This is a genomic window from Amycolatopsis pretoriensis, assembly GCF_900107925.1.
Taxonomy (GTDB): Bacteria; Actinomycetota; Actinomycetes; order Mycobacteriales; family Pseudonocardiaceae; genus Amycolatopsis; species Amycolatopsis pretoriensis.
The window spans coordinates 194,302-209,318 of the sequence record NZ_FNUJ01000011.1 but is presented as its reverse complement, the minus strand read 5'-3'; the positions used below and the strand labels follow the sequence as shown (position 1 = coordinate 209,318).

The following is a 15,017-nucleotide window of genomic DNA, read 5'->3' as shown; positions in this document are numbered from 1 at the left end:
TTCGACGACCACGGTAGCGATTGCAGAGATTCTTTGCAAACAGTCTCTGTAGTACGCTGCGGCCATGGTCGACCGTCCCGAACGCCGCGTCCTCACGGGCGCTGACCTCAAGGCCTTCTACAAGGCACTCGCCAACCCCGTGCGCCGCGACATCCTGTCCTACCTGGGCAAACACGGCGAAGCGAACTCGACGAGCGTCGCGAAGGCCCTCGGCGAGAGCACCGGGACGACCTCCTACCACCTTCGCCGGCTCGCCGACCTCGACCTGATCGCGGAGATCGAAGAGCGCTCCACCGGCCGCGAGCGCTGGTGGAAGTCGCTGATGAAGGACATCTACACCCCGCCCGGCCTGGAGATGACGCCGGACGAGCGCGACGCCGCGCGCAAGCTCGGCGCGCTCAAGATGAGCCACGACCTCGGCCTGGTCACGCGCGCGTACGCGGGCTACGACGACGCGAAGGGGTGGAGCCAGATCTACCGCGGCGGCCTGACCCTGACGAAGGAGCAGATCGCGTCGTTCGTCGAGGAGTACCAGAACCTGCTCTGGAAGTACGTCACCGAGCCGGGCCACCACCCGCCGGGCTCGCGCGCGGTCGCCGTCCGGCTGATCGTCGTGCCCGAAGAAGAAGAGTCCACGGAGGACTAGAGGCCCGAGACGCGCAGCGTGATGTTGAGCCGTCCGGTCAGGCCGAGCGCCGGGTTCGCCGTGCCGGGCAGCGTCCTCGGCACCCCGTGGTAGGCGAGCCGGGACGGGCCGCCGAACACGAACACGTCACCCGAGCGCAGCTCGACGTCGGTGTACGGCCGGCCGCGTGTCTCGGTGTTGCCGAAGCGGAACACGCACGCGTCGCCGAGGCTGAACGAGACCACCGGCGCCAGGCTGCGCTCGTCCTTGTCCTGGTGCAGCCCCATTTTCGCCGCGGCGTCGTAGAAGTTGACCAGCGCGATGTCCGGCTCGTAGTCCTCCGAAGGCTCGCCGTACGCCGCCGCCAGCGCGCGGCGGCCGAGGTCGCCGAGCCAGTCCGGGAACGGCAATACCGGCGTTCCCTCGCCGGTCGTGCGCGAGTAGCCGTACGGGTACCAGTGCCAGCCGAGGCAGACGGACTTCACCGACATCACGCCGCCGTTGGGCAGCCGGGTGTGGCGGTAGCCGGCGAAGCCGCGGCAGGCCGCGACGAGCTCGCGCTGTTCGTCGAAACCCAGCCAGTCGGGTACGTGGACGGCACCGGGCGCGAGTTCGGCGCGCGGGCGCGGCAGGAGGGCGTCCATCACCTCGATTGTGCCGGAGACTCCCGCCGGGCACGCTGGGTGACCGTCGAAGGTACGACTCGGTGACCGCGGAACGTCACACCCGCGACAGCGAACAGCCGCAGGAGCCGCCCGAACGGACCAACCGGGCGCTCCTGCGGCCGAATCCCCTCGCTTTGGGCCACCATGTATTCGACGTTCCCACACCTGAATGTCACAACACCAGCGTGGATCAGCTACGAACCGGTCACTTGACCTGGGCGACGCGGATCAGTCACGAAACGTCACAACGGTGACGCCCGCGCGGGCCGGTACGGGGTCGTTCATCGCGGCCAGCGCGGCCGGGACGTCGTCGAGGCCGATCCGCTGCCCGATGAGCGCGGCGAGGTCGATGCCGGCCGTCTCGACGACACGCAGCAGCTCCGGGTACTCGTGGGCCTGGAGGCCGTGGATGCCGACGAGCTCCAGCTCGCCGCCGATGACCCGGTGCATCGGGATCGGCGCGACGCCCTGCGCGGGCGGCATCAGCCCGGCCTGGACGTGCCGGCCGCGCTTGCGGAGGCTGCCCACCGACGCCGCGCAGGTCGACGGCGCGCCGAGGCAGTCCAGCGACACGTGCGTGCCGCCGCCGGTCAGCTCGCGGACGTGCGCGGCGACGGCTTCCGGGCCGTCGAACGCCGAGGAGTCGACGGTGAGCGCGGCGCCCGACTTCGCGGCGAGCCGCAGGGCCGGCGGCGAGACGTCGACGGCGACGACCTTCGCCCCCGCCGCGACGGCCAGCAGCACCGCGGAGAGGCCGACGCCGCCGCAGCCGTACACCGAGACCCACTGCCCGGCGGTGACCCGGCCCTGCCGCAGCACCGCGCGGAACGCCGTCCCGAAGCGGCAGCCGAGCGCGGCGGCTTCGGCGGCGCCGAGGGAGTCCGGCAGCGCGACGAGGTTCGTCTCGGCGTGCCCGATGGCGACGCGCTCGGCGAAGGAACCCCAGTGCGTCGCGCCGGGCTGGAACTCGCGGTCGCAGATCTGCTGGTCGCCACGGGCGCACTGGGGGCAGCTGCCGCACGCGCAGACGAACGGCACGGTGACGCGCGCGCCGAGCTCCCACCCGCGCACGCCTTCGCCGAGCGCGACGAGCCGGCCGGCGAGCTCGTGCCCCGCGACGTGCGGCAGCGTGACGGCGGTGTCGTGGCCCTGCCACGTGTGCCAGTCGCTGCGGCAGACGCCGGTGGCGTCGACCTCGATCACCGCGCCACCGGGTGGCGCCACCGGCTCCGGCACGTCCCGCACGACCGGCGGGACGCAGAACTCCTCCATGACCACAGCTCGCATGCAGCCGAGCCTACGTGCTCACGTGAGCGGTTTTCCGTTGGTGCCGCTCAATTGAGCGTGGGCGGCTGCGCGTGGAATCTGGTCCTTCCCCGCGGTGGACCGAGGAGCTTGCTGAGCGAGCCGTCCGGCACGTTCAGGATGTCCTCGAGATTCCGCAACGCCTCCAACGATTCCGGCCGTTCGGGCCGGCACCGCCCGGACTGCCAGTGGCTGAGGGTGGCCAGGCTGACCGTGGTTCCCCTGCCGCGCAAGCGATAGCGGATCCGGTCGAGGCCGAGGCCGCGAGCCCTGATCGCCGCGCGCAACGCGACGTCGAACGGCCCGGCGGCCAGGAGGTGACCCAGTTCCGCCTGCTCCCCCCGGTCGATGGTGCGAATTCGCTGACCGGTCATCACAACGCTCCGAAGCACTCCCGAGTACGAAAATTGGAGCGTAGGCCCAGCTTCGCAAGATCGGAAGGGCCCTCACCCACCTGCGAGCCGCACCCGCGCGGCGATCTCGGCGAACGGTTCCGCGTAGCCCGAGTTGATCGTGACGTAGGAAATCCCCCACCGCTCCCGCCAGCCGAGAAGCCTTTCCGCCGCTTGGCCTGGATCAGCGGGCAGCACGGTGACGGCGTTGCCGGCAGCGAGTTCGGGCACGTCGACCCCGGCCCACCGCGCGATCCCGGGCGCCGGCGCGTCCCCGACGGCCATCAGGTTCAGCCCGAGCTCGATGTCCGGCAACCGTTCTTCAGCAAGCTTACGGAATCGATCCACAATGGACTCCGCTTCGGCTTCGGTGGTCCGGGGCGCCCAGGTGAAGGTGACGGTGTCGGCTTCTTGCGCGGCGAGCGCCAGCATTTTCGGTCCCCCGGCGGCCAGTGTCAGCCGCGGCCGGTCCGCGGTTTCCTTGAGGAGGGCGATGGTCTCCGCCATCCGTGTGATGCGCTCACCCGGTCCGCCGAACTCCCGGCCGAGGCGTTCGGTGTGCGCTTCGGCGCCGGGCCGTCCGACGCCGAGCCCGAGTTCGAAGCGACCGCCGGTCTGCTGGTGCAGGGTCTGGACCTGCCAGTCGAGGGCTCGCGCGTCCCGGAAGGGGTCGGCGAGCACGAAGGTCCCGACGGTGAGGTCGATGGTGACCGCGGCGGCGGCCCCGAGGAGGACGAAGGGGTCCGCGGTCCCGACGGGATCGGTGGCGAGGAGAGTGTCGAAGCCGAGCTTCTCGACCCGCTCGGCTTGAGCGGTCCAGGAACCGAGATCACGCGCGAACCCGGCGACGACGCCGAAGCGGAAGGGTTTCATGCGGCCATGGTCGCGGGCGCGGGTGCGTCACCACATCCGCTTCACGACGTCACTCGCGCGTACGCCCCTCAGCGTCATAACGCCTTGATCACCGATCGTAACAACGACGAAGGCCGGTCCGTCTGTAGGCACAACCCGGCGACGAGAGCGAGAGCGGACCGATGACCATCGAGGCGAACACCGAGCAGACACCCCCGCCCGAGCCCACTTCCCAACCCGTGCGACGGCGCCGCAGGCTGGTTTTCGTCGTTGCCGCCGCCGTTGCCGTCGCCGCGGTCGCAGCCGTTCTGACTATCGTTCTCACGACGTCGGGGACCACGTCGGTCAACGGCACGCTTTCGTTGCTGTGCGACATGCAGTGCACCAAGTCCGCCGCCGACGGCTACGACGGGTACTCCGACCTCAGCGACGGCTCGCAGGTCACCCTGGTGAACGAAAGCGGCCGAGTCGTGGCGGCCACCGAGCTGCACCGGACTCCCGGGGAGCAGACGAAGATCGTCGACGGCATGTGGGTGCGCACGTTCACCTTCACGTTCCCCGACGTGCCGAGCGCGGACCGCTACGGCGTGCACGTCGGTAACAACAACCGCGGCACGTTGTGGAAGGACGCCGACGAGGCCGAGCGCGTGGGGTTCCAGCTGACGCTGGGCGGCTAGCGCAGGGTGACCGACAGAGCCTGCGCGATCTCCTTGCCGATCGCGTGGGTAGCCGCATCGGGCGGCGACCCCACCTTCACCACCATCGGTCCCCCGAACGGCTGCCGCTCCATGACCTCGATGCGTTCGCCCAGGTTGATCGCGTGTTCCGTCAGATAGCGAAGCAGCTCCGGGTCCGTGTCCCACACCCGGACGATCTCGCCCACCGCGCCCGGCTGGAGGTCGTCCAGGATGCGGACCGGGAGCTCCTCCACGCTGCCGTCCGGGGCCGGGATCGGGTCGCCGTGCGGGTCTCGGACCGGGTTGCCCAGCTTCGCCGCGATGCGCTCGACCAGGCGGTCCGACACCGCGTGCTCCAGCGCGTCCGCCTCCGCGTGGACCTCGTCCCACGTGTAGCCGAGCTCGGACACCAGGTACGTCTCGATCAGCCGGTGGCGCCGCAGCACCGAGCGCGCCAGCAGGCGCCCGTCGGCCGTCAGCTCGATCCCGCGGTACGGCACGTGGGTGACCAGCCCGAGCTGGGACAGCTTCGTGACCATCCCCGACGCCGAGGACGGGCTGACCTCCAGCCGGCCGGCGAGCGAGGTGTTCGTGACCGCCTCACCCCGCTCGACCAGGCCGTAGATCACCCGGACGTAGTCCTCGACCGACGAGGACCTCCGGACCGAACCATCTCCCATGCCGCATACTTTACGGGGCTGCGTTCTTTCTCGTGAAAGCTCACGGCCGCCAGCGGTAGCGGATCCACCCCGGCACCGGCTCCGCGCCGAGCTGGGCGTAGAACGCCTCGCCTTTCTCGTTGCCCGCCTGCATGTCCCACTCGACGCGGCCGCTCGTGCGGTTGCGCAGCTCGTCGAGCAGTTCGCCGCCGAGCCCGAAGCGCCGGTGCGCCGGGCGGACGAACAGGTCGTCCAGCCAGATCCCCGGCCGGGCCTCCCAGGTGGAGAAGTTCCAGCTGCAGAAGGCGAAGCCGGCGACCGTGCCGGGCTCGCCGGGCGGGGTCGCGATCAGCACCCACGCCTTCGGGTCCGGCCCGAAGAGGTGGCCGCTCATCTCCGCGCGGTCGAGCTTCAGGTCGTGGTTGTCCTCGTAGACGGCGTGCTCTTCGATGAGCGCGCAGATTTCGTCGATGTCTTCGAAGACGGCATCGCGGACGGGCATCTCGCCTCCCGTTTTTGTCGGTGGTGGTCGTTACTGTCGGGCATGGAAGACGCGGAGGTGGTCGATGTCACCGGAGGAGAAGTTCGAGGACCTGGTCGACGAGTTCACCGGACGCGCGGGCATCACGCCACCCGGCGCGACCGGCGGGTTCGGGCGCACGGCGCTGCGGGCGCACGGCCGGATCTTCGCGATGTTCGTGCGCGGGCAGCTGGTGCTCAAGCTGCCCCGGGCGCGGGTCGACGCGCTGGTCGCGGAGGGCCACGGGGTGCGCTTCGACGCCAACAAGGGCACCCCAATGAAGGAGTGGCTGGCGCTGGACACGGGCTCGGCAAAGCCCTGGTCCGCGCTGGCCGAAGAAGCGCTCGAGTTCGTGGGAAGGAAGTGAGTCATCGCGCTTGATAATGCAGTTCGCCGCCGACGGCGGTGCCTTGCACGGCGAGGTCGTCCAAAGCGGACTCGTCCAGGGGTGAACCGGACAGCACGGCGAAGTCGGCGAGCTTCCCGGGTTCGAGCGTGCCCAGGTCACGCTCGGCGAAGGTCGCGTACGCCGAGCCGTACGTGTACGCGCGCAACGCCTGCTCCGGCGTCAGCGCCTCTTCGGGTGCGAAGGGCGCGCCTGACGCCGTGCGCCGACGCACCATGTCGGCCAGCGCGAGCAGTGGTGCGCCGTTCACGACGGGCCGGTCCGAAGACGCGGGAAGCACGCAACCCGCGTCGAGGACGCTTCGCAGCCGGTAGCACCACGGGACGCGCGCCTCGCCGAGCGCCGCGCGCATGCCGTCGCCGAGCTCGTTGACGAACCGCCCCTGCGGTGACGGGATGAGCCCGAGCGAAGCGAGCCGGGACAGCTCCGCGGGCTGAAGCACCGCGCAGTGCTCGATGCGGTGCCGGTGGTCCGTACGCGGCGAAGCGGCCAACGCGGCTTCGTAGGCGTCGAGGACGACGGTGATCGCGCGGTCGCCGATCGCGTGCGTCGCGATCTGCCAGCCCGCTTCGTGGGCGCGGCGGATCGTCTCCGTGAGCTCGTCCTCGGGCACCTGGAAGTAGCCGCGGTTGTCCGGCTCGCCGTCGAACGGGTCGTGCATCGCGCAGGTGCGCCCGACCAGGGAGCCGTCGGCGAACAACTTCATCGGGCCGACGCGCAGCCACTCGTCGCCGAGGCCGGTGCGCAGGCCGAGGTCGAGGCCGAAGCCGGCGTCGTCGGGCAGGTCGTGCAGCACGCTCGCGGCGACCATCACCGTGCTGCGCACGCGCAGCACGCCCGAGTCGCGCGCCTGCTGGTAGGCGGCCAGTTCGGCGGGTGTCTCGCCGACCAGGCCGCCACCGATCCCGGCCTCTTGGACGCTGGTGATGCCCTCGGACAGGTACCGCTCGGACGCCCGCTCGAGCCCGCGCACGACCCGCTCGACGGGGGTCGGGTACGTGAGCGGCCGCAGCAGCAGCTGGGCCTGCTCGCGCAGCAGCCCGGTCGGCGAGCCCTCGGCGTCGAGCACGACGTCGCCGCCGACCGGGACGTGGGCGAGGTCGAGCTGGTCGAGCACGGCCGAGTTGACCACGGTCATGTGCCCGGACGTGTGCTTGAGCCGGACGAGCATCCCCGGCGCGGCCCGGTCGAGGCCGTGCCGGTCCGGGTGCCCGCCGGCGAGCTTGTTCTGGTCGTACCCGCTGCCGACCACCCAGCTCCCGGCCGGCAGCGTCGCGGCGCGCGCGGCGACGGCGTCGTAGACCTCCTCGACGCTGCGGCAGCCACCCAGTGCGACGTCGTCGAGGCCCATCCCGAACCACGCCATGTGGTTGTGGGCGTCGTGGAACCCGGGGACGACGAACCCGCCGGCCAGGTCGACTCGCGAACGAGCCGAGAGCGAGCGGGCGTCGTCGCCGAGCGCGACCACCCGGCCGTGCAGGACGGCGAGGGCGCTGGTCATGCCCGCGCCCGTCCAGACCGTGGCGTTCTCGTAGACCGTGTCGACCTGCATGAGTTCCGAGGCTATCGATCGATCGATCGAACGTCTAGCATCGCCCTCATGCCCACCGTGGACTTCGCCGTCGAGGACGGCATCGCGCACATCCGGCTGAACCGGCCCGAGCGGCTGAACGCGGTCGCCGCCGTGCTGGTCGACGACTTCCTCACCGCCCTCGACGCCGCCGCGCGCAGTGATGCCCGCGTCGTCGTCCTGTCCGGGAACGGACGGGCCTTCTGCGCCGGCCACGACCTCAAGGAACCCACCCCCGCGGGTGACTCACGGACGCGGCTGGACCGGCTCCAGGACGTCACGCGGCGGCTGCGCGGGCTGCGCCAGCCGGTGATCGCGGCGGTGCACGGCTACGCGATCGGCGCCGGCGCGGAGTTCGCGCTCGGCTGCGACCTGATCCTGGCCGCCGAAGACGCCGTCTTCGCGTTCCCCGAGGTCTCGCTGGGCCTGAGCGTCACCGGCGCGGCTTCGCGGCTGCTGCCGCTACTCGTCGGACCGCTGAAGGCGAAGGAGCTCCTGCTGCTCGGCGAGCGCTTCGACGGCCGGAAAGCCGCGGAGCTGGGCATGGTCAACGCCGCCGTCCCCGCCGAGCAGCTCCGGGCCGAGGCGCTGAGCTGGGCCAAGCGGATCGCGGAACACCCGCCCGCGGCCGCGGCGATGGCCAAGCGCGTCCTCGACACTCCGATCGACGTCGAGCCGGCGCTCGAACTCGAAGTCAGCCACGCCCTGATCACCGAGACCTCGGCCGCCGTCGCCGCGTCGACGGAAGCCTTCCGGAGCCGGACGTGACCCCGCTCGCCGACATCGGGACCCTGGACCAGCTCGTCACGCGGGCCGCGCAGCTGTGGCCGGACCGCACGGCGTGGATCTTCGACGAACACGACCAGCGCTTCACCTTCGCCGAGGTCGACCGCGAAAGCTCCCGGATCGCCGCCGCGCTGACCGAACGCGGAATCGTGCCGGGTGACCGGGTCGCGGTGATGCTGCGCAACCAGCCGGAGTTCCCGCTGACGTGGCTGGCGCTGGCGAAGATCGGCGCGATGCTGGTCCCGGTCAACACGAACTACCAGGAGTTCGACGGCGCCCACGTCCTCCGTCACTCCGGCGCGAAACTGGTCGTCGCCGCCGAAGAGTTCACCGGCCTCCTGGGCCGCATCGGCGCGGCCGAGGTGATCACCCCCGCGGAGCTTTCACGTGAAAGCTCCGACCTGGGCGCCGAGCTTTCACGTGAAAGCTCGGGCTTCACGCCGGTGCCGGAACTGCCGGTCAACATCCAGTACACGTCCGGTACCACCGGCGCGCCCAAGGGCTGCGTCTTGCCGAACCGGTACTGGACGACCCTCGCCGTCGGCCTGGCGACCGACTTCCCCGCCGTCGGCGAAGACGACGTCATGCTAACCGCGCAGCCGTTCCACTACATCGATCCACAGTGGAACGTCGCGTTGGGACTCGCCGCCGGCGCCACCCTCGTCGTGCTGGACCGCTTCCACCCCAGCACTTTCTGGGCGAAGGTCCGCGAGCACCGTGTCACGTGGTTCTACTGCCTCGGCCTGATGCCGACGCTGCTGCTGCGCCAGAAACCGTCCGAAGCCGACCGTGACCACAAAGTGCGCGCGATCTGCGCGTCCGCGATCCCGCACGAGCTGCACGCCGAACTCGAACGACGCTGGGGCGTGCCGTGGTACGAGGCGTTCGGGATGACCGAAACCGGCGGCGACATCCGGATGACCGCCGCCGACCACGACGAGACCGTCGGCACCGGCTGCATCGGCCGGCCGAGCCGCGACCGCGAGGCGATGATCGCCGGCGCCGACGGGAAGCCGCTGCCGCGCGGGGAAACCGGCGAGCTGCTGATCCGCGGGATCGGCCTGATGCACGGCTACCACGAAGACCCGGCCGCGACGGCGAAAGCGTTCGAGAACGGCTGGTTCCACACCGGCGACCTCGCCCGCATGGACGACACCGGCCGCGTCTACTACGTCGGCCGCACCAAGGACATGATCCGCCGCAGCGGCGAGAACGTGTCCGCGGACGAGGTCGAGCGCGCCCTGCTGCTGCACCCCGCGGTCAAACTGGCCGCGGTCGTCGCGGTGCCGGACGAGCTGCGCGGCGAGGAGATCAAGGCGTACGTCGTGTGCGACGGCGAGCGCCCGGAACCCGCCGCGCTGGCGGAGTTCTGCGCGGAAAAGCTGGCGTACTTCAAGGTTCCGCGGTTCTGGGCCTTCGCCGGCGAACTGCCGATGACGCCGTCGGAGCGCGTCGCCAAGGGCGAGCTGCGCAAGGTGGCCGACCCGCGCGCCGGGTCGTGGGACGCGAAGGCGGCGGAATGGCTGTGACCAGCCGGGAACGCGTCCGCGCGGCAGCCGTGAAGCTGTTCGCCACCAAGGGTTTCCACGGCACCGGCATCCGGGATCTGGCGCAGGAGGCCGAACTCTCGTCGGCGAGCCTGTACCACTACATGGGCACCAAGGAAGATCTGCTCGCGGAGATCATGCACACGGCGCTGAACCGCCTGCTGGACGCCGCGCGCGAAGCGACGGCCGGCAGCGCGGACCCGGTGCACCGGCTGCGCACCCTGGTCGCGTTGCACGTGCTCGCGCACGCGGTCGGCCCGGCGGAAACCCGGGTGGTGGACAACGAAGTCGACGTGCTGTCGCCGGCCGCGCGCGAACCCGTGGTGGCGCTGCGGGACGCGTACGAGAACCTGTGGGCGGCGGCGATCGAAGAAGGCGTCGCGGCCGGGGTGTTCCACACCGAACACCCGGCGGTGACCCGGCTCGCGCTGCTGGAAATGTGCAGTGGGGTCGCCCGGTGGTATTCGCCGCGCGGACCGCTGGCGCTGGACCAGCTCGCCGAGCACTACGCGGAGCTGGTCTCGCGGGCGCTGGGCTGCACGTCGCAGCCCGGTGTAGCCGACTTGCGACGCTGCCGTGAAATCGTCGCGAAAGAGTGGGGCATGTCCGTTTAGCGGCGCTTTTACCTGTGTACGCCTTGCCCAGACGGCGTGCGTGGGGGACGCTCGAAGGGTGACTGAGGAAACGATCCAACTGGAACTGGACGACTCGGGTCTCGCGCCGGGCCTCCCGGCGCCGGCACACCCCCGCGATCAGGTGCAGGATGTCCCCTATCGCCCCGTCGAGTTCCGTGATGACGATCTCCCCACCGCTCTGGAGCGGTGCTCCGCGTGGCTACGGCAGGCTCAGGAGTGGCTCGGCGAGCCGCTCGACGTCCTGGCCATTCACCTCGACTACGACGACCGTCAGGGTTCGCCGTACTACGACGTGAAGCTCCTGTGCAACGAAGAGGACCTCGCGGGCGTCCCGATCGCCATTCGCAACAAGCAGTAAGCAGCACGCAGCCGAACAGCCGTCAAGGCCGCCGGAGAGGGCGGCCTTGACGGCTTCACGCGTTTCCGGGGGACTCAGCCCAGGACGCCGCCGACCTTCACGTGCCCCTTGAGCAGGTTGCGCGCGATGGTGCGGCGCTGGATCTCGTCGGTGCCTTCGTAGATGCGCAGCAGCCGCAGCTCGCGGTACCACCGCTCGACCGGCAGCTCCCGCGTGTACCCCATGCCACCGTGGATCTGCAGGACGCGATCGACGATTTCGTTGGCCTTCTGGCCGCCGTACAGCTTCGCCATCGACTGCGCGTGCCGCGAGTCGACGCCCTGGTCGACCTGCCACGCGGCGTTGAGCACGAGCCACCGCAGCGCTTCCAGCTCGACCCCGGAGTCGGCGATCATCCACTGGATGGCCTGGCGTTCGGCGATCTTCTGCCCGAACGTCTCGCGCGTGTTGGCGTGCTCGATGGCCATGGAGATCAGCCGTTCGCACGAACCGATCGCGCGCGCCGGCAGGAGGTAGCGGCCCTGCCCGATCCACTGCATGGCGAGTTCGAAGCCGCGGCCCTCTTCGCCGAGGATCTGCGTTTCCGGGACGCGGACGTCCTGGAAGATCAGCGACGCCGGGCCCCACTCGCCCATGGTGTCGATGTACTCGGACTTCCAGCCGGCCTCACGGTCGACGAGGAAGCACGTGACGCCGCCGTTCGCGCCCTTCTCCGGGTCGGTGATGGCGAAGACCATCGTGAAGTCGGCTTCGTTGCCACCGGTGATGAAGGTCTTCTCGCCGTTGATGATCCAGTCGGTGCCGTCCTTGCGGGCGGTGGTCCGGATGGCCTTGGCGTCCGACCCGGCGCCCGGCTCGGTGATCGCGAAGCACGACTTGCGCTCGCCCGAGATGGTCGGCAGCAGGTAGGTCTGCTTCTGCTCTTCGTTGGCGTGGAACAGGATGTTGTCCGCGGCGCCGCCGAAGCGGAACGGCACGAAGGTGCGGCCGAGCTCGGCTTCGAGCAGCGCGGCCATCACGGCGGACAGGCCCATGCCGCCGTACTCCTCGGGCGTGAAGACGCCCCAGAAGCCGGACTCCTTCGCCTTGAGCTGAAGGTCCTTCAGCTCCTCCCCGGTCAACCCCGGCTGGTGCGCGCGCTCGCGCCGGAGGACCTCCTGCTCGAGCGGGATCAGCTCCCGCTGGACGAACGTGCGGACCCAGTCGCGCACTTCCCGTTCTTCGGTGCTGAGAGAAAAGTCCATGGGTGAGCTGCTCCTCCGACCAACACTGCCACTGGCTAAGCGCTTGCTTAGTCTCAGGGTACCTCCTACCGACGTGATTACCCCAGACCTCTCCACGAAATCGTGACAACCGCTCCGGCGCCCGGGAGGATCGGAGGCGTGATGGAGATCGTGGTCCGCTGGTCGTCCCCGCTGCCCGCCGAAGAACGCTTCCTGCGCCTGCTGGACGACGTCGAGCAAGGCCGGTTCGAGGCGTACCGGCAGGACGCGGACAAGCGCCGGTTCCTGACCGGCCGCGTGCTGGCCAAGACGGTCGCGGCCGAGCGGCTGGGCCGGGCGGTCGAGGCGGTGAAGTTCGACGCGACCTGCGAAGACTGCGGCAAACAGCACGGCCGGCCACACGTCCCGGGCGCCGATCTGACGCTGTCGATCTCGCACTCGGGCGACCTGATCGGCGTCGCGGCGACCCCGGCGGTCCCGGTCGGCCTGGACGTCGAGACCGCGACCCGCAAAGCCGACGACGGCCTGATCGAGTACGCCCTGAGCCCGGCCGAGACGGCCCACCTGACCGGCTTGACCGACGCGGAGAAGGCGAACGCGTTCTTCATCTACTGGACGCGCAAGGAAGCGGTGATGAAGGCCACCGGCAAGGGCCTGCGCATCCCGCTGAAGAGCATCACGTTCTCCCGCTTCGACGAGCCGGCCCGGCTGGTGGAGTCGGGCGAGGCGGCCCTCGACCCGGCCCGCACGCGGCTGGTGGACCTGAAGGCCTCCGACGGCTACCGGGCGGCCATCGCCGTCCTGACCACCGACGAGCTGTCGGTGACCGAGGAACTCTGGGCCCCCTAGACGCTGTCCTCCAGGCCCATCGCCGCCAGGAGCGTCCGGAACTTCGCCGTCGTCTCGTCCAGCTCCACCTGCGGCTCGGACGCCGCCACGATGCCGCCGCCCGCGTACAGCCTCATCGACGTCGAGGCGATCTCGGCGCAGCGGATCGCCACTGCCCACTCGCCGTCGCCCGCCGCGTCGACCCAGCCGACCGCTCCCGCGTAGTAGTCGCGGTCGAACGGCTCCAGTTCCTGGACCAGCTCGCGCGCGCCCTCGGTCGGGGTGCCGCAGATCGCCGGCGTCGGGTGCAGGGCCGCCGCCAGGTCCAGCGCCGTGACGTCCGGGTCGGCCAGCTCGCCCGTGATCGGCGTGCGCAGGTGCCAGATCGCCGGGGTCGTCACCAGCTCCGGCTCGGCCGGGACTTCGAGGGTCCGGCAGAACGGCCGCAGCGCCTCGACCAGGTAGTCGATCACCACCGCGTGCTCCAGCTGGTCCTTGCGCGACGTCCGCAGCGCCTCGCCGTTGGCGCGGTCGGTGGCCGGGTCGGCCGAACGCGGCATCGAGCCCGCGTGCGGTGACGAGAACACCGTGCGGCCGGTCCGGCGCAGCAGCAGCTCGGGCGTGGCGCCGACGAGCGTGCGGCCGCCGGGCAGCTCGGCCGCGTACGTGAAGTGCCGGGGGTTGCCGACCGCCAGGTTGCGCACGACGCGCTCGGCGGGCACCGGCGAGGCGAACTCGAGGTCCAGCGCACGAGCCAGGACGGCTTTCCGCAGGTCACGCTCACCCAGCGCGTGCACGGCGGCTTGCACGGAGGCCATGTGCTGCGCGGGCGACGGAACCGCGCGCACCCCCACGGGCGCCGGCAGGACCTCACGGGTGAGCAGGGGCGCACCTTCGGAGCGGTGGACGGTCCGGGGCACGACGAGGTGGCCCGGCACCTTCGTGTCGGGCCCGGTGTCGAACGGGAGGACGCCGACGGCCAGCGGGGCTCCGGTCGAAGCCAGGACGCCGGGGATCGCCGCGGCGAGCTGCCGCGGGTCCGTGTCCGTGACGGTCCGGAGCGTGCCCTGCGCGAGGAGTGCGCGCTGGGCCGTCGTGAAGAGGAAGTCGCCTCGCTGGTAGCGGGCGGCGAGGTCGAGTGCCGGGGTCGCCGGGTCAGGAGAACTCACGACTCCAGCGTCCCAGGCTTCGGGAGATCCGCGAGGGGAGTGTCACGAGCGACACTCCCCTCGCGGGAGCTCCTGACGACGAGCTACTTGAGCGCGTCGATGAGCGCCTCGCGCTGGCGCTCGCCCAGGCCGGCGGCGCGCCGGTCCGGGTCGATGCCGGCCTGCTCGAGCAGGGCGGCGACCTTCACCGCGCCGAGGCCGGGGACGGCCTTCAGCAGCTGGGTGACCTTCGTCTTCCCGATGGTCTTGTTCTCCTTGGCCTGCTTGAGCACCTTCTCGATGCTCTCCTTGCCGGACTTGATCGACGCGAGCAGCTCCGAACGCGCCTTGCGAGCCTCGGCGGCCTTGGCCAGGGCCTCGGCGCGCTGCTCCGGAGTCAACGTAGGCAGAGCCAACGTAGTGTCCTTTCCTCTCAGGTCTCCGCTTTCGCGGCCGACAGCTTTTCTGAGTGCTTGCTCCTGCAAGCGCTGCTCAGCCGTCTCTTGCCACGGCCCCAGTAAACGCCACCGGCTTCGTGGCCGTGCAACCGACACGCACTTATTACCCCCGGAGGTGATACCGGGCAACCCGCTCCGGCCTGCGGAAACGCTCCCGAGAAGTGGTCGGAGTGGCCAGACTCACCCGGAAGTGAAGCCTCCGTTACGCCGCGCATTTCCTCGCGTATAAGGAAAAGCGTAAAAATTGATGATCTTGATCATCGTCCGGTCGTCCCCCGATCGCGCGACGACCGTGACCGAACGGAGCCGTTGTTGACCATGCCCGCTTCACCCGATCCGCACTAGAGTCGGCGCAACCCCAGT

The 15,017-nt window shown here is 70.5% G+C and carries 18 protein-coding genes; 8 read left to right on the top strand and 10 right to left on the bottom strand.

Translation table 11 applies throughout. The features are described from left to right. The first annotated feature begins 64 nt into the window (after nucleotides 1–64). Complete coding sequence (locus BLV96_RS40330) at nucleotides 65–646, top strand: ArsR/SmtB family transcription factor (protein ID WP_086680414.1); 582 nt, start codon at nucleotides 65–67, stop codon at nucleotides 644–646. On the opposite strand, the gene BLV96_RS40325 is transcribed toward BLV96_RS40330, so the two are convergent. From BLV96_RS40325 to BLV96_RS40310, 4 genes are all read right to left on the bottom strand, one after another. Further along, complete coding sequence (locus BLV96_RS40325; RefSeq protein ID WP_208608456.1) at nucleotides 643–1,269, bottom strand: alpha-ketoglutarate-dependent dioxygenase AlkB family protein; 627 nt, start codon at nucleotides 1,267–1,269, stop codon at nucleotides 643–645. The two genes, BLV96_RS40330 and BLV96_RS40325, sit on opposite strands and share 4 nt — an antisense overlap. A 249-nt stretch (nucleotides 1,270–1,518) precedes the next feature. After that, nucleotides 1,519–2,577 carry a zinc-binding dehydrogenase gene (locus BLV96_RS40320; RefSeq protein ID WP_208608455.1) on the bottom strand — a complete coding sequence of 353 codons (1,059 nt, stop codon included), beginning with the start codon at nucleotides 2,575–2,577 and terminating at the stop codon, nucleotides 1,519–1,521. Nucleotides 2,578–2,624: 47 nt separating this feature from the next. Next, the gene (locus tag BLV96_RS40315) at nucleotides 2,625–2,969 is read right to left on the bottom strand and encodes a transcriptional regulator (RefSeq protein ID WP_167379895.1); all 345 of its coding nucleotides are present in this window, start codon (nucleotides 2,967–2,969) and stop codon (nucleotides 2,625–2,627) included. Between the two features lie 72 nt (nucleotides 2,970–3,041). Then, nucleotides 3,042–3,860: an LLM class flavin-dependent oxidoreductase gene (locus tag BLV96_RS40310; protein ID WP_086680406.1), complete on the bottom strand. Its 819-nt coding sequence runs from the start codon at nucleotides 3,858–3,860 to the stop codon at nucleotides 3,042–3,044. Between the two features lie 161 nt (nucleotides 3,861–4,021). Here BLV96_RS40310 and BLV96_RS40305 point away from each other — a divergent pair, with 161 nt between their 5' ends. Next, the gene (locus tag BLV96_RS40305) at nucleotides 4,022–4,516 is read left to right on the top strand and encodes a hypothetical protein (protein ID WP_086680404.1); all 495 of its coding nucleotides are present in this window, start codon (nucleotides 4,022–4,024) and stop codon (nucleotides 4,514–4,516) included. Here the strand turns inward: BLV96_RS40305 and BLV96_RS40300 are convergent. Together BLV96_RS40300 and BLV96_RS40295 are read right to left on the bottom strand one after the other, a co-directional pair. Next, nucleotides 4,513–5,196 carry a metal-dependent transcriptional regulator gene (locus BLV96_RS40300; protein ID WP_086680402.1) on the bottom strand — a complete coding sequence of 228 codons (684 nt, stop codon included), beginning with the start codon at nucleotides 5,194–5,196 and terminating at the stop codon, nucleotides 4,513–4,515. The genes BLV96_RS40305 and BLV96_RS40300 overlap by 4 nt on opposite strands. Before the next feature lie 40 nt (nucleotides 5,197–5,236). Next, the gene (locus BLV96_RS40295; RefSeq protein WP_086680400.1) at nucleotides 5,237–5,677 is read right to left on the bottom strand and encodes a GNAT family N-acetyltransferase; all 441 of its coding nucleotides are present in this window, start codon (nucleotides 5,675–5,677) and stop codon (nucleotides 5,237–5,239) included. Nucleotides 5,678–5,741: 64 nt separating this feature from the next. On the opposite strand from BLV96_RS40295, the gene BLV96_RS50090 reads away from it, so the two are divergent. After that, nucleotides 5,742–6,062, top strand: a complete 321-nt coding sequence (locus BLV96_RS50090) for a hypothetical protein (RefSeq protein ID WP_167379894.1) — start codon at nucleotides 5,742–5,744, stop codon at nucleotides 6,060–6,062. 1 nt (nucleotide 6,063) lies between these two features. Here BLV96_RS50090 and BLV96_RS40285 read toward each other — a convergent pair whose 3' ends face one another. Next, entirely contained in the window at nucleotides 6,064–7,653 is a 1,590-nt protein-coding gene (locus tag BLV96_RS40285; RefSeq protein ID WP_086680398.1) for an amidohydrolase, read from the bottom strand. A gap of 48 nt (nucleotides 7,654–7,701) precedes the next feature. Here BLV96_RS40285 and BLV96_RS40280 point away from each other — a divergent pair, with 48 nt between their 5' ends. The 4 genes from BLV96_RS40280 to BLV96_RS40265 are packed head-to-tail and all read left to right on the top strand — an operon-like array spanning nucleotide 7,702 to nucleotide 10,997. After that, nucleotides 7,702–8,439 carry an enoyl-CoA hydratase/isomerase family protein gene (locus BLV96_RS40280; protein ID WP_086680396.1) on the top strand — a complete coding sequence of 246 codons (738 nt, stop codon included), beginning with the start codon at nucleotides 7,702–7,704 and terminating at the stop codon, nucleotides 8,437–8,439. Then, entirely contained in the window at nucleotides 8,436–9,986 is a 1,551-nt protein-coding gene (locus BLV96_RS40275) for an ATP-dependent acyl-CoA ligase (protein ID WP_086680394.1), read from the top strand. Before BLV96_RS40280 ends, BLV96_RS40275 begins: the two co-directional genes overlap by 4 nt. Beyond that, nucleotides 9,977–10,618: a TetR/AcrR family transcriptional regulator gene (locus BLV96_RS40270; protein WP_167379893.1), complete on the top strand. Its 642-nt coding sequence runs from the start codon at nucleotides 9,977–9,979 to the stop codon at nucleotides 10,616–10,618. The genes BLV96_RS40275 and BLV96_RS40270 overlap by 10 nt, the downstream gene beginning before the upstream one ends. A gap of 58 nt (nucleotides 10,619–10,676) precedes the next feature. Continuing rightward, nucleotides 10,677–10,997, top strand: a complete 321-nt coding sequence (locus BLV96_RS40265; RefSeq protein ID WP_086680390.1) for a hypothetical protein — start codon at nucleotides 10,677–10,679, stop codon at nucleotides 10,995–10,997. Nucleotides 10,998–11,071: 74 nt separating this feature from the next. On the opposite strand, the gene BLV96_RS40260 is transcribed toward BLV96_RS40265, so the two are convergent. Further along, nucleotides 11,072–12,241 (bottom strand): acyl-CoA dehydrogenase family protein, encoded by a 1,170-nt coding sequence (locus tag BLV96_RS40260; protein ID WP_086680388.1) that lies wholly within the window; start codon nucleotides 12,239–12,241, stop codon nucleotides 11,072–11,074. A 141-nt stretch (nucleotides 12,242–12,382) separates the two neighbouring features. On the opposite strand from BLV96_RS40260, the gene BLV96_RS40255 reads away from it, so the two are divergent. Then, nucleotides 12,383–13,069 carry a 4'-phosphopantetheinyl transferase family protein gene (locus BLV96_RS40255; protein WP_208608462.1) on the top strand — a complete coding sequence of 229 codons (687 nt, stop codon included), beginning with the start codon at nucleotides 12,383–12,385 and terminating at the stop codon, nucleotides 13,067–13,069. Here the strand turns inward: BLV96_RS40255 and BLV96_RS40250 are convergent. Together BLV96_RS40250 and mihF are read right to left on the bottom strand one after the other, a co-directional pair. Then, a complete protein-coding gene (locus BLV96_RS40250; RefSeq protein WP_086685078.1) occupies nucleotides 13,066–14,217 on the bottom strand; it encodes an isochorismate synthase in 1,152 nt (383 codons plus the stop codon). The two genes, BLV96_RS40255 and BLV96_RS40250, sit on opposite strands and share 4 nt — an antisense overlap. Nucleotides 14,218–14,300: 83 nt before the next feature. Next, a complete protein-coding gene (gene mihF / locus BLV96_RS40245) occupies nucleotides 14,301–14,612 on the bottom strand; it encodes an integration host factor, actinobacterial type (protein WP_051767699.1) in 312 nt (103 codons plus the stop codon). Nucleotides 14,613–15,017: the final 405 nt, after the last annotated feature.

Excerpts from the sequence above, each read along its gene's own strand:
- BLV96_RS40325 (WP_208608456.1), bottom strand. The coding sequence starts at position 1,269 with ATGGACGCCCTCCTGCCGCGCCCGCGCGCCGAACTCGCGCCCGGTGCC.
- BLV96_RS40255 (WP_208608462.1), top strand. The coding sequence starts at position 12,383 with ATGGAGATCGTGGTCCGCTGGTCGTCCCCGCTGCCCGCCGAAGAACGC.
- BLV96_RS40330 (WP_086680414.1), top strand. The coding sequence starts at position 65 with ATGGTCGACCGTCCCGAACGCCGCGTCCTCACGGGCGCTGACCTCAAG.
- BLV96_RS40305 (WP_086680404.1), top strand. The coding sequence starts at position 4,022 with ATGACCATCGAGGCGAACACCGAGCAGACACCCCCGCCCGAGCCCACT.
- BLV96_RS40270 (WP_167379893.1), top strand. The coding sequence starts at position 9,977 with ATGGCTGTGACCAGCCGGGAACGCGTCCGCGCGGCAGCCGTGAAGCTG.
- BLV96_RS40285 (WP_086680398.1), bottom strand. The coding sequence starts at position 7,653 with ATGCAGGTCGACACGGTCTACGAGAACGCCACGGTCTGGACGGGCGCG.
- BLV96_RS50090 (WP_167379894.1), top strand. The coding sequence starts at position 5,742 with ATGTCACCGGAGGAGAAGTTCGAGGACCTGGTCGACGAGTTCACCGGA.
- BLV96_RS40295 (WP_086680400.1), bottom strand. The coding sequence starts at position 5,677 with ATGCCCGTCCGCGATGCCGTCTTCGAAGACATCGACGAAATCTGCGCG.
- BLV96_RS40300 (WP_086680402.1), bottom strand. The coding sequence starts at position 5,196 with ATGGGAGATGGTTCGGTCCGGAGGTCCTCGTCGGTCGAGGACTACGTC.
- BLV96_RS40280 (WP_086680396.1), top strand. The coding sequence starts at position 7,702 with ATGCCCACCGTGGACTTCGCCGTCGAGGACGGCATCGCGCACATCCGG.
- BLV96_RS40315 (WP_167379895.1), bottom strand. The coding sequence starts at position 2,969 with ATGACCGGTCAGCGAATTCGCACCATCGACCGGGGGGAGCAGGCGGAA.
- BLV96_RS40310 (WP_086680406.1), bottom strand. The coding sequence starts at position 3,860 with ATGAAACCCTTCCGCTTCGGCGTCGTCGCCGGGTTCGCGCGTGATCTC.
- BLV96_RS40260 (WP_086680388.1), bottom strand. The coding sequence starts at position 12,241 with ATGGACTTTTCTCTCAGCACCGAAGAACGGGAAGTGCGCGACTGGGTC.
- BLV96_RS40320 (WP_208608455.1), bottom strand. The coding sequence starts at position 2,577 with ATGCGAGCTGTGGTCATGGAGGAGTTCTGCGTCCCGCCGGTCGTGCGG.